The following is a 13543-nucleotide window of genomic DNA, read 5'->3' as shown; positions in this document are numbered from 1 at the left end:
ATATTGACTTTAAAACATATATTTAGATAAATTTTTTGGAGGACATTGATGATTTGTAATATATGTAAAAATGAATTTGAAATTATTGATGGATTAAAATATTGTCCATACTGTGGAACAAACATAGAAGAAACTATTGAATCTAATGGTGAACAAATTAAAGAAAATTATAATAATGAAGAAAAAAAAGAAACAGTTTATGATATAAATAATAAAAACAAATATGATACTTTACCTATGCCTGTTATAACAGATAAGCAAATAAATAAATATAAAAAAGAAAAAAAATTTAAGTTGTTAAAGAAATCAAAAGTAATAATAACTATATTAACTATATTTTTTCTTATATCTATAGGAGGATTTGGATACATATTTCTTGTAGGAAGACCTGTAGATGAAGGTAAAATAAAAGAAGATATAATAAATAAAACAATAACACTTCCTAAAGGAACAAAATTTGACATTAAAGAAGGATATATTAAAAGTCTTAGCATAAAAGAAAGAAATACTAAAAAGAAAGAAAAAGATGATATAAAAGTTGAAATTACATTAAACAATGGAATTATTGAAGTAAATACTTTATTATTATTACAATATGTATATACTGGGAATAATGTATGGAAGATAAATGATAAAGTACAATTGTATGGAAATACTGTTGTAAAACCTTTAGTAGGAATGGATGAAAATCAGATTTTAAATGAAGTGAAAAAAACTAATATTCTTATATTCAATATTTCAAAATCATTAAGTGATAATGATGTTAAAAAATTAGAGATAATTTCAAGAAAACCAGATTTTAATAATTTTAAAGAAGAAGTTTTAGTAGATACAAATATAGATAGTGGTATTATTTCATCTTCAGGTAAGATAAAGGTTAATCTAATTTTTGAAGATGAATTATGGAAAATTGTTTCTATTGAAAAAAATAGCGATGAAGATTTTAAATTAGTTTTATCACCATCTTTTTCTGAAGATAAAATTATTGAAATTATAAAAAAAGATACACAAAATCAGATGGTAACTCATCCTGATATATTTGGCGGGAAGGGATTTTATATAAATGATACATTTACAAAAAGTATTAATATAGAGAATAAAGATTTTAATCCACAGAATCAAAATCTTAATGTTACTGCAAAAAGGCAGAATTTATCAGGAGAATTAAAATCAGTATTATCAACAGATTATGTATTTAAGTTATATTTTAATAATATAGAGTTGTTAAAAAAATCTAAAACTACAGTTGATAGTATTAATGTAAATGAAATATCAAAAGATTTTGTAACATCTACTATTGAAGGGGCAGAGATAGAAGGAAATAATTTATTTTTTTGGTATTACAATAAACACAAAATAACAACTGAAGAATCAAAAACTTTTAAAACTAATAAAATATCTTCTCCTAAAGGATTAAGAAATATAAAATATGTATATGGAAGCATTGCTTATAATGATGGGAAAGATTTAAAAACTATTAATTTAATAGCTTTTTATTATTTAGTATATGATAATTCAAAAGGATATTATTGGAAATTAGATAGAATAATTGGGGAAGATTCTCCAAATTACAAAATGTATATATCTTAAATATAAAATTATATAAAATGGAGCTGATTATATGATTTTTATAGGAGGAATATCTTCAAAAGAAAAAAAGTTAGATTTTAATCAAACAATTATTTGTCCTAATTGTGGTAAATACGGTCATTATGAAATAATTATGAGATATGAATATTTAAATTTGTTTTTTATTCCAATTTTAAAATGGAATAAAAAATATTATGCTGTAAGTAGTTGCTGTGGTAGTATTTATTCAATTGATGAAGAAATTGGGAAAAGAATTGAAAGTGGAGAAAATATATTTTTAAAAGATCAAGATTTACATTTAATTAAAAATGGAACAGTTAATTTTGTAAAGAGATGTCCTAATTGTGGATTTGAAACTCAAGAAAATTTTCAATATTGTCCTAAATGTGCTTCACCTTTAAAATAATAATATTAATTTTAATTTATTTTAAAATTTAATTTTTGTTAGAGCAATTTAAAATAATCATTTAAAGAGAGGCAAAATAATGGATAAATTTTTTACAAATGCAGTAGAAATATCAAAAAGAATATGTAAATTAAAATTACAAAAAGGAGATAAAGCAATAGATTGCACCATGGGAAATGGAAATGATACTGCGTTTTTATGCAGTTTAGTTGGAGAAAATGGTATGGTCTATGCATTTGATATTCAAGAAAGTGCTGTTATTAATACTACCAATAAACTTAAAGAATTAAATTTATTTAATAGAGCAAAATTAATACTTGATGGTCATGAAAATATTGATAAATATATAAAAGAAAAAGTTAAACTTATTATATTTAATTTAGGATATCTTCCTAAAGGAAATCATGAAATAACTACTAAAAAAGAAACTACAATTAAAGCATTAAAAAAGAGTTTAAATTTACTTGAATTAAATGGTATAATATTGCTTGTTGTATATAAAGGACATGAAAATGGAATGGAGGAAAAAAAGGCTTTAGATGAATTTACATTAAATTTAAATCAAAAAGAATATACAGTGGTTAATATTTCTTTTACTAATCAAATTAATAATCCACCGGAACTTATATGTATAGAAAAAATATGCAATTAATAAAATGTATTGAATTGGAGAGATGGAGTTAATGGAAGTACAAAAGTTACAAAATGGAGATGACATAATAAATAAAGAACTAAAAAAAGAAATAGGATTATCTGAAGCTATTACTGTAGTAATAGGAGTAGTAATAGGCTCTGGAATATTTTTTAAAGCCTCCTCAGTATTTAAAAGTGCAGGTTCTCCAGCACTTGGAATACTAGCTTGGATTGTGGGAGGATTAATAACAATGGCTTCTGCTTTAACTGTTGCAGAAGTTGCAGCAGCAATTCCTAAAACAGGTGGAATCTTTGTATATATTAAAGAATTATATGGTGAAAAGTGGGCTTTTTTATTTGGATGGATGCAGGCAATAATTTATGTACCTGGAGTTACAGCAGCATTAGCTATAATTTTTGTAACTCAATTAACGTATTTTATAGAAGATATGACAATTTTACAGCAAAAATTATTAGCGATAGTAGTACTATTATTTATAGCTAGTATAAATATGATATCTACAAAGCTTGGAAGTAAAATGCAGTTAGTTATTACAATTGCTAAGCTTATACCTATATTTGTTATTGTTGTATTTGGATTAATAAATGGAGATGCACATAGTTTAACTGTACATAATACAAATGCAACGGTATCAACGACAGGTATTGCAGGATTTGGTTCTGCTATTTTAGCAACTTTATGGGCATATGATGGATGGGCAGGAATAGGGAATATGGCTGGAGAGCTTAAAAATCCTCAAAAAGATCTGCCTAAATCTATAATAATAGGTATGTTAGTTATTATTACTGTTTATATTTTGGTAAATGTTGCTATTATAAATATAATGCCTGTAAAAAGTGTAATAGAATCCTCTAAGGCAGCTTCTGATGCAGCTACTATATTATTTGGCAAAAAAGGGGCAGCTTTAATAACAATAGGAATAATTATATCTATTTTTGGAACATTAAATGGATATTTAATGACAGGAGTTAGAATACCTTTTGCTATGTCACAAGATAATATTTTTCCTTTTGCTACAATTTTTAAAAGAATAAATAAAAAATTTGAAACTCCAGCTAATATAATTGTTTTAGAATCAATATTATCAATATTATATATATTAAGTGGTTCTTTTGATACGCTTACTAATTTAGTTGTTTTTGTAATGTGGATATTTTTTATTATGTCTGTAGCAGGTGTTTTTATATTAAGGAAAAAGCATAGTAATTTAGAAAGACCATATAAAGTACCTTTTTATCCGGTTACTCCTTTAATTGGTATATTAGGTGGTTTTTATATATTAATAAGTACTTTTATAACAGATACATTTAATGCAGTTTATGGTATAATTATAACTTTAATAGGGCTTCCAATTTATTTTTATTTAAAAAAGAAAGAATTATAATAAATAAAATGATTATACTGTAAAAATTATTTTTATTAAAAATTAAGCCATATATATCATATGAACATAATAGTATAAACACTATAAATTGTATAATGTATAATGGAATTAATTTATAGCTTATTATGGTTTAATACTTATAAATAAAATTATGATTTATAAATAAAAATGGAACAAAGAAAGTAATTTATAAATATAATGAAATATAAGCAATAAAAAGAGGTATTTACCTTGAAAAAAGATACAGCTAATCAAACATTAAGTTCACAAGATATAGCAGCAGCAGCCAGTTTTCTAGTTTTAATTTCCTCTATAATAAATAATTTAAATACAGCTACAGCAAAACGAGATGATATTTATGTTGTAGCAGGTACTATAGGTCTTATAACAAATTTTCTATTTAAAGAAGCAGCATTAAAAGAAGCAAGTGAGCAGCAGATTGCACCTGGTGTTACTACTTTAGCTAATGAGCTTAAGGTAATAAGTTCATCTATAGGTCTTATTTCTGGAATTTTATCTTATTTAGCTCTTATTATTGAAGTTTCACTTAAAGCACAAGGTATATCTGCTCCAAAAACTCCTAGTGCACAATGGGACTCATCTATTACTGGCTCACTTTTAGTATAATAAAATATTAAACTTTTTTTCGCTTAATTCTGTTCTTTTGCGGACGAAGAGTAATATCATTTACTACAAGGTTATCTGCCCTTGTTAAAATATATTCTACAGCATCAGCTATTTGATCAGATAGTAAAACTGTATCATTTTCATCTTCGTATGTAAAATCAAGATTATCATAAAAATTGCTTTTTGTAATATCTGGATGTATAGTTGTAATTTTTACACCTGATTTTCTGATTTCTTCAAAAAGACTTTCAAAAAAATGCGAAAGTCCAGCTTTTGAAGCTCCATAAGCACACCCGTGTGTACTTATTTTTTTTGCAGTAACTGAAGAAATTGATATAATGTTTCCTTTACTTTTTTTTAAATCTCTAATAAGAATATTAGAAAGAATTAATGGAGCCTCTAAATTTGTTCGAATCATAGTTTGAATATCTTTTACCTTTAAAGTTTCATGAGGGCCGAAATATCCAACTCCTGCATTATTTACTAAAAGATTTATTTCTTTTTCTTTAGATTTTATAAAATTGATTGTATTAATAAGTTTAGCTGTATCTAAAATATCACATTCTAATGGAATAAAATTTTCGTGAGAAAAATATGTATTTTTAAATGAACGGGATATTCCATACACTTTATAGTTTAATAAAATTAATTTTTTAGTTATAGATAAACCAATTCCTTTTGATGCACCTGTTAAAATTGCAGTTTTCATAACGTAAATATTTTCTCCTTTTCTATGTATTTTGTTAAAATTTTAAAATGTTTTTCTTTTATATTTTTTTGGAGCTTTTCATCATAAGATACTACATTATTACTTACAGAATAATCTTCTAAAAAAAGTGAACAATCATTTCTATGTTTTTCAATTCTTTTAAAAAATTCTTTAGACATTCTAAAAAATCCATATCCTATATCTATTATTTTATCTGGGTTTATTTCACTGAAAACTTCATCATAAAATGCTTCATAACAAGAATCTGTTTCAGTATTAATAAATATAGGATCAAAACAAATTCTTATATTAAATCCTTGAGATATCGCCGTTTTAATTGCTTCAATACGTGATTTTAAAGATGGAGTATAATTTTCATATTTTTTTATAATTTCTTCTGGTGCAAGTGTAAAAGCAATTATTAAATTATTAAAAGGTTCATGATTTTTATAAAATGTTGTATTAGCACTTTTAGTGCGAACTTCAGTAAAAATATTACCTTGGGTTTTTAAAAAATCATAAAAATAATCTAAATAAGGGATAATATTATGAAAAGCAATTAAATCAGTATCATAAGAAGCTGCTAAATAAATAGAGTCATCTTTAGATATATTTAAAATTGCATTTTTAAAATCTTCTATATTTACAAAAGCCACTATATTTGCAGATGGATACATGCCTTGAAGATAACAATATTTACAGTCAAAAATACAATTTAATAAAAAAGAAGTATAATAAAATTTAGAATATCCAAAATTCTGGCATATATTTGGACCATTATATAAAAATGGAACATTTTTTACTGCTAAAATTAAAGATTGATTTTGCTTTTGAATATTAAAATTTTGATTTGTACGATTAAAAACATCTTTGTAATGTTTTATGGTAATTACAAAAGAATCTTTATATTTATTAAGTATTTGTTTTGTAAGAGGATATTTATAAGCTTCTTCTTCAACGTAAATAGTGTTAAATAGTTTTTTATTTGAGTTTATCGATAATCTGTTCAAAAATCTTCTTCCCTTCTATTTTTGAATTAACATTTATTTCCGTAAACAATTTAAGTACTTTTAAAGGTTCTTTATGTTCTAATTTTGCTTTTTTTATTTTTTTTAAAAGTATTTGTTTCATAGAAGTAGTAAATCTTAAATTGTCTGAAATAATATCAAGGAAATTTTCTTCTTCTTCCATAAAAAGTTCATTAAAGCTGTAATTTAATGATTTTAATTGTTTTATAATTTGTTCTATATATAATATATTATCTTTAATATAATTTTTCAAAATTTCGTGATTTAAATTTTCTATACTTAAATAATCTGAAATTATTTTTATTATTACTACTTCGTGAGAATAAGTAAATTTTTTAGAAACTTCCATAATTCCAGAAGATTCCATATCACAAAAAATATCTTCTTTAGTATTAATATTCTCTTTTTTTACTGGCTTTGAATAGCAGTATAAAGCTTCTCTAGGCAAAGTACTGTCAATAAATATATCAGGATAATAATCATAATTAGTATCAACATCTGTAATTTTATGTATTAATAAAGGGGTGCCAAGTCTATATTTGCTACTGTTTGTTCCACAAAAACCTATATTTATTAAAAAATTTCTTTCTTTAGAATTATAAGTAGAAAATAGATATGTAGCTGCCATAGCACTTTTTATTTTTCCAACTCCGCTTATTATTAGTACAATATCATAATTTCTATATAATTGATATGTATTATTAGTTATATCTTTTTTTAATTTAAAATGCTCAATAATAGGAGCAGCTTCTGCCATTAGTGCAGTTATAATGAAAATCACAGTTAAAACCTCCTTATAAAATTATAGATAAATTATAACAAAGGTATTTATGTGTGTAAAATTTTTATAAATAAAGAAATAAATTATTACTTAATATTTAGTAACTAAGTATGTATTTTTTCATAATTTAATAATATAGTAATTTTAATTGGAGGAGTATATGATTAATGTAACATTAACATCACTTCACTATATATATCTTATCTTTATTATTGTAATAATAGTATCTATGATAAGGAAGAAAGATATATCACTTATTTGTATTATAGGCATTTTTGTATTGGGTATTTTTGCTACAGGTTCGGTTTATAAATCAGCAATGGGTATATTTAACAGTTTTGTTTATGCAGCAAAAGAACTCATGCCTACAATATTTATAATATCTGTCATAACTGCTATGAGCAATACCATAATAGTTTCAGGTATAAACGATGAGATGATATCGCCATTTAAAAGAATTATTAAAAATTATTGGATTGCTTATTGGGTTATAGGTATAGTTATGATGATTTTATCTTGGTTCTTTTGGCCATCACCAGCTGTGGCACTTATTGGAGCATTATTTATTCCTATAGCAAAAAAGGCTGGCCTTCCAGCTATGGGAGTTGCTGTGTCTATGAATCTTTTTGGACATGGCATAGCTTTATCTAGTGATTATATAATTCAAGCTGCACCTAAAATTACTGGAGATGCTGCCGGGATACCTGCAGCTGATGTTATATCGGCAAGTGTTCCTCTTGTAATTGTAATGGGGATTGTAACTACTACAGCAGGTTTTTATATTATTAGAAAGGATATAAAACAAGGTATATTATCAAGTGAGTATAAAGAGTATAAAATTGAAGAGGTAACTGAAAATAATTTAGAAGAAAGAATGTTAATTACTTCTAAAAAACTTAGAAAAATTTTAGCTTTATTCATAGTTATATTATTTGCATTGGATATTTTTATAATGTATAAATCAAAACTTCAAGGAGGAGATGCTACAGCTCTTATAGGTGGTACTGCTGTATTTATATTAAGCATAATTTCAATATTAGCTTATAGAAAAAAGGCCTTAGAAAAAATTACAGATGATTTAGTTAAAGGATTGCAATTTGCTTTTAAAATATTTGGTATTGTTATACCTATAGCAGCTTTCTTTTATTTAGGAGATTCGGCTTTTACTAATATATTCGGTAATGTACTTCCGCAAAACTCCAATGGTATTGTTAATGATTTAGGTGCTGCTCTTGCAAATATAGTTCCCCTTAATTCAGTTATTTCGGCAAGCACACTTACAGTTGTGGGTGCCATTACAGGAATTGATGGGTCAGGCTTTTCTGGCATATCTTTAGTAGGTTCTGTTGCTAAAATATTTTCAGCTGCGTTAGGTAAAGGAGTAGCAACTCTTACGGCTTTAGGACAAATAGCTGGTATATGGGTAGGTGGAGGAACAATAGTTCCTTGGGCAGTAATACCTGTAGCTGCTATTTGCGGTGTAGATGCTTTTGAACTTGCGAAAAAAAATATAAAACCGGTAATTATAGGACTTATAGTTACCACTATTACAGCTATATTTATTCTTTAATATGATTAAACCATAATAAATTATAAATTAATTTCCACTATATAATTTATTATGAAGATCAAGTTATTATGGATGCAGGTGCTTTTGTATAAGGATTTTCTATAGAATTATCTGCAGATTCACCTATTTTGGTTGTAATCTTATAATGTTTCTAAATTTATATTATATCTATATAGGTATCAATATTTAACAAAAATACTTTTTGAGATAATATTATTATATAATCTCAAAAATCTTTTATAAAAATAAAGGGCTGTAGCAAAATGAAAGATAGTTTGAAGTTACAATGCAGTAAACTAAATGTTATTGCTTAAGAAGCTTCATAGGATTAGAATATATTTTGCAACAGTCCTTATTTAATTTAAATATTCAAAAGTCCAATCAATTAAATTTATAGCTATATTAGATGTAACATCATTTTTATCTAAAAGAGGATTAAGTTCAACAAAATCCATAGATTTTACAAGATTTGATTTAGCAAACATTTTCAAAAGAGTTTTTGTTTCATCTATAGACATACCATTAGATACTGGGGTACCAGTTCCAGGAACAAATTTTGCATCAATAAAATCTAAATCAAAACTTAAATGAATTGAAGATATATTTCTGCTTTTAATATCTTTAATAATTTCATTAACTACATACTCAATACCATATTCATGAATTCTTTTCGCAGTATATACATGAAGATTTTCCTTTTTTATTAATTCATATTCACCTTTGTCTAAATCTCTTGCACCAATTATAAAAACATTTTCATTTTTTACTTTTGGACCTTTATAATAAACATCAACTAAATCTTTATATCCAAGTCCCATTGCTTTAGCTAAAGACATTCCGTGTATATTACCGCTTTCACTAGTTTCTTGTGTGTTTATATCTCCATGAGCATCTATCCAAACAACTGCAGAATTATTATAAGCTCTGCTTGATCCTGCTACACTTCCAAGTCCTAAAGAATGATCTCCCCCAATTACAAAAGGGAAACTATTACCTTTAATAGAAGAATACACAATATGTGCAAGGTTATTATTAACTTGTATTATAGGATCAAGATATTTCATATTGGGATGAGAAAAAAACTTATTACATTCTTTAACATTAGGAATAAAAAGATTTCCAAAATCAAAGACTCTATGATTATGTCTTCCTATTATTTCTACAACTTTTTTTTCGCGTAATTTATCAGGACCATATTCCGGTCCATGTTTATCTGCCCCATAAAAAATAGGAACCCCTATTATAGCAACATCCATATTTAATACCACCTTATTATTTTATAAAATTCATATTTTAATTAAAATAAGCTGTAAATTGATTTTTACTATATAAATTAAAGTGTTTAAAAATTAAAATATATTGATTAATTTTCAATAAAAATACTTTTATCTGAAATTATATTAATATTATTTGTAATTTATAAAATAATATTAATATTTTTATAGACTATATTTATTTTTATGTTGAATATTATAAATATAATATAATAAGTTGTTTATATTTATTAAGATTTATTATTTAAAATTTATTATTTATTATTAGTTTCAATTTTTTCAATTTTTATAGTGTATTCTCCTTCAGGAGAGTTTACTTTTAAAATTTCACCAACTTTATGTTTATATAAAACTTTTCCAAGAGGAGATTCTATACTTATCATATTTTTAAGAGGATCTGCTTCTACTGTTGTTACTATTTTAAATTCTTCTATTTCATCCTCCTTAAGAAATTTTACAGTTACTTTTTTACCTATACCAACTTCATCTTCTAAAGTATCATCTGATATAATTACAGCTGTTTTAATCATTCTTTCAAGATAACGAATTCTGCTTTCATTTCTTGCTCTGTCTCTTTTGGCTGCCTTGTATTCAAAATTTTCGCTTAAATCTCCTTGAGCTCTTGCCTCTTTAAGATCTTCATTTATTTTTTTTCTTACAACAACTTTTCTATATTCAATCTCTTCTTTAAGTTTATTTATAGCATCTAAAGTAAGTTTATTATGCAAAATAATCCCTCTTTCTTTTAAATTATAAAAATACTTATTATTTATTTTACATCATAGTAACATAATAAGTGAAAAATTTCCATATATAACAAAGTGCTATTACATTAAATCTATTTGGTAAATTTATATTAAAAAATTTTTTTATTTTTGCTATAATTGTATAAGTTATTATTTTATATAAATTTTTATATTTAAGGAGAAAATCAAATGAAGATAGTGTATTTTAAAGTTAATATGAGTTTTGCATATACACATGCTCAGCTTATAAAAGGTGGGTGGAACGTAGAAGAAAAAGATAAATTTTATTATAAATTAAAAGGGAAGTTTAAGTATAATTATGTAATAAAAAGTTTTGGGAAAATAAAAGTTAGTGAAATTTATGGTATGGTAGAAGGCTGTGAAAAATTAAATTATGAAACAATTTCTGAATTTGATTTTGAAGAGAGCTGGCTTAAGCTTTGGAATAAAAGTTTTACACCAGACTCTGTAGAAATTATAATAAAAGAAAATATATTTGAAAAATTAATAGATATAGGATTTAAACCAGCAGTGTTTGGAGTAATTGAATATGTTAATAATGGTGAAAATTTAAGTTATTATTATCCTTCACCAGAAAATGAAAATTTTTATAAACTTGTAGATGATAACCCAGGCGATGTAATAAAATTTCCAATTAAATTAAAAAATTTTAATATTTTTTAATTTACAGACAAATAATTTATTTGTTAAAAATAAATTCAAATAAGAAATTTTTCTAATTAATATATGCAAAAAAAACAGCTTAAATCGCTAAAATATAGCTGTTTTTTTGCTATTTATAGGTATGTTTTAGTTATTTAAATATTAAATTCAGAAAATGATTGTTAAAAAAAACACAATAATTAAAATGAAAAATCAAACAAAAACATATAACGTTTTCATAAAAATGATAATATATTAAAGAATAATACAATAAAAACTTTATATTTTTTTTATTAATTCTATTGCTTTTTTATTAAAATAAATATATAATGTGAATGTAGTTAAAACTTTAACAAATTATATTGTAAATCATATATAGGATTTCTTTATGACAACTTGACTTATTAAAAATTTTAAATTGCAAAATTTAAAATTTTTAATAAATAAAATAAGTTAAGTTTAATATAGAAGCCTATAAAAAATAAATTAATTTAAATAAAAAGGAGGCTGTACTATGAAAGTTACTAATATGGAAGAACTAAAAATAAAAATTCAAGAAATTAAAGAAGCACAAAGAAAATTTGCAAATTATACACAAGAACAAGTAGATGAAATTTTTAGACAAGCAGCTATGGCAGCTAATAATGCAAGAATATATTTAGCCAAGATGGCAGTTGAAGAGACTGGTATGGGTATAGTCGAGGATAAGGTTATAAAAAACCATTTTGCATCCGAATATATATATAATCAATATAAAGATGAAAAGACTTGTGGAGTTATAGAAAAAGATGAATCATTTGGTATAGTAAAAGTAGCAGAACCTATAGGAGTTATTGCAGCTATAGTTCCAACTACAAATCCAACATCAACAGCAATATTTAAAGCTCTAATTGCTTTAAAAACAAGAAATGGAATAATATTTTCACCACATCCAAGAGCAAAAAAATCTACAATAGAAGCTGCTAAAATAGTTTTAGAAGCTGCTGTTAAAGCTGGAGCTCCAGAAGGAATTATAGGATGGATTGATGAACCAACAGTACAGCTTTCTCAAATGGTTATGAGTGAGGCAGATATAATACTTGCAACTGGCGGTCCAGGAATGGTTAAAGCTGCATATTCTTCAGGTAAACCTGCTATAGGAGTTGGAGCTGGTAACACTCCAGCAATTATAGATGAAACAGCACACATAAAGATGGCTGTAAGTTCTATACTTCTTTCAAAAACTTTTGATAATGGTGTTATATGTGCATCAGAACAAACAGTTATAGTAATGGATGAGGTTTATGATGAAGTTAAAGAAGAATTTATTGAAAGAGGAGCTTACTTCTTACAAGGAGAAGAACTGGATAAGGTAAGAAAAACTATATTCAAAAATGGAGCTTTAAATTCAGAAATAGTTGGACAACCTGCAACAAAAATAGCTGAACTTGCTGGAGTTAATGTTCCTGAAAATACTAAAGTTCTTATAGGAGAGGTTGAATCAGTAGAACTTGATGAGCCATTCTCACGCGAAAAGTTATCTCCAGTTCTTGGAATGTATAGAGTTTATAGCTTTGATGAAGCATTACAAAAGGCTGCAAGACNAGAACTATAATAAATATGCCTTCATCACAAGGTGCTATAGGAGATATATATAACTTTAAGTTAGCTCCATCTCTAACTCTTGGCTGCGGAAGCTGGGGAGGTAACTCTGTATCAGAAAATGTAGGAGTTAAACACTTATTAAATATTAAGAGTGTAGCTGAGAGGAGAGAAAATATGCTTTGGTTTAGAGTTCCTGAAAAAGTTTATTTTAAATATGGATGCCTTCCTGTAGCATTAAAAGAATTAAAAGATATGGGTAAGAAAAAGGCATTTATAGTAACAGATAAAGTTCTTTATGAATTAGGATTTGTAGATATAGTTACAAAAGTTCTTGAAGAAAATGGTATAGACTTTAAGATATTCTCTGATGTTGCACCAGATCCAACATTAGGAATTGCTAGAAAAGGTGCTGAAGAAATGAAGAGCTTTAAGCCAGATACAATAATAGCAGTAGGCGGTGGCTCACCAATGGATGCAGCAAAAATAATGTGGGTATTATATGAACATCCAGAAGTAAGATTTGAAG

12 protein-coding genes and 1 pseudogene are annotated in these 13543 nt (G+C 25.4%); 8 read left to right on the top strand and 5 right to left on the bottom strand.

The features are described 5' to 3' along the window. The first annotated feature begins 48 nt into the window (after nt 1–48). The 5 genes from EGD97_RS05295 (at nt 49) to EGD97_RS05275 (ending at nt 4662) form a co-directional block, all read left to right on the top strand. Nucleotides 49–1590, top strand: coding sequence for a TFIIB-type zinc finger domain-containing protein (locus EGD97_RS05295; RefSeq protein ID WP_127836673.1), 1542 nt, complete (start codon nt 49–51; stop codon nt 1588–1590). A gap of 31 nt (nt 1591–1621) precedes the next feature. Next, nucleotides 1622–1996 (top strand): zinc ribbon domain-containing protein, encoded by a 375-nt coding sequence (locus EGD97_RS05290; protein ID WP_127836672.1) that lies wholly within the window; start codon nt 1622–1624, stop codon nt 1994–1996. 79 nt (nt 1997–2075) lie between these two features. Further along, a complete protein-coding gene (locus EGD97_RS05285) occupies nt 2076–2648 on the top strand; it encodes a class I SAM-dependent methyltransferase (protein WP_164850162.1) in 573 nt (190 codons plus the stop codon). Between the two features lie 31 nt (nt 2649–2679). Continuing rightward, a complete protein-coding gene (locus tag EGD97_RS05280; RefSeq protein ID WP_127836671.1) occupies nt 2680–4035 on the top strand; it encodes an APC family permease in 1356 nt (451 codons plus the stop codon). A gap of 231 nt (nt 4036–4266) precedes the next feature. Next, nucleotides 4267–4662, top strand: coding sequence for a hypothetical protein (locus EGD97_RS05275; protein ID WP_127836670.1), 396 nt, complete (start codon nt 4267–4269; stop codon nt 4660–4662). Between the two features lie 7 nt (nt 4663–4669). Here the strand turns inward: EGD97_RS05275 and EGD97_RS05270 are convergent, their stop codons facing one another. Genes EGD97_RS05270 through EGD97_RS05260 form a run of 3 tightly spaced genes read right to left on the bottom strand, consistent with a single transcriptional unit; the run spans nt 4670 to nt 7180 of the window. Then, nucleotides 4670–5371, bottom strand: coding sequence for an SDR family oxidoreductase (locus EGD97_RS05270; RefSeq protein WP_078681175.1), 702 nt, complete (start codon nt 5369–5371; stop codon nt 4670–4672). Beyond that, nucleotides 5368–6381, bottom strand: a complete 1014-nt coding sequence (locus tag EGD97_RS05265) for an SPL family radical SAM protein (RefSeq protein ID WP_127836669.1) — start codon at nt 6379–6381, stop codon at nt 5368–5370. The genes EGD97_RS05270 and EGD97_RS05265 overlap by 4 nt, the downstream gene beginning before the upstream one ends. Continuing rightward, a complete protein-coding gene (locus EGD97_RS05260) occupies nt 6353–7180 on the bottom strand; it encodes a 5'-methylthioadenosine/S-adenosylhomocysteine nucleosidase family protein (RefSeq protein ID WP_078681173.1) in 828 nt (275 codons plus the stop codon). Before EGD97_RS05260 ends, EGD97_RS05265 begins: the two co-directional genes overlap by 29 nt. Before the next feature lie 160 nt (nt 7181–7340). On the opposite strand from EGD97_RS05260, the gene EGD97_RS05255 reads away from it, so the two are divergent. Further along, the gene (locus tag EGD97_RS05255; protein ID WP_180376929.1) at nt 7341–8750 is read left to right on the top strand and encodes a hypothetical protein; all 1410 of its coding nucleotides are present in this window, start codon (nt 7341–7343) and stop codon (nt 8748–8750) included. Nucleotides 8751–9106: 356 nt separating this feature from the next. On the opposite strand, the gene rocF is transcribed toward EGD97_RS05255, so the two are convergent. Together rocF and greA are read right to left on the bottom strand one after the other, a co-directional pair. Continuing rightward, nucleotides 9107–10006 carry an arginase gene (gene rocF / locus EGD97_RS05250; protein WP_127836668.1) on the bottom strand — a complete coding sequence of 300 codons (900 nt, stop codon included), beginning with the start codon at nt 10004–10006 and terminating at the stop codon, nt 9107–9109. A 272-nt stretch (nt 10007–10278) separates the two neighbouring features. Then, nucleotides 10279–10752, bottom strand: coding sequence for a transcription elongation factor GreA (gene greA / locus EGD97_RS05245; RefSeq protein ID WP_127836667.1), 474 nt, complete (start codon nt 10750–10752; stop codon nt 10279–10281). Between the two features lie 207 nt (nt 10753–10959). Here greA and EGD97_RS05240 point away from each other — a divergent pair, with 207 nt between their 5' ends. Both EGD97_RS05240 and EGD97_RS05235 read left to right on the top strand, forming a co-directional pair. Next, complete coding sequence (locus EGD97_RS05240) at nt 10960–11454, top strand: hypothetical protein (protein WP_078681170.1); 495 nt, start codon at nt 10960–10962, stop codon at nt 11452–11454. A 493-nt stretch (nt 11455–11947) separates the two neighbouring features. Continuing rightward, nucleotides 11948–13543, top strand: a pseudogene (locus tag EGD97_RS05235) (iron-containing alcohol dehydrogenase); the annotation flags it as partial.

This window comes from Clostridium prolinivorans (genome assembly GCF_004011155.1).
GTDB lineage: Bacteria > Bacillota > Clostridia > Clostridiales > Clostridiaceae > Clostridium_AT > Clostridium_AT prolinivorans.
Note: the sequence above shows the minus strand (reverse complement) of the source record. Positions and strands in the feature narration are given on the sequence as shown.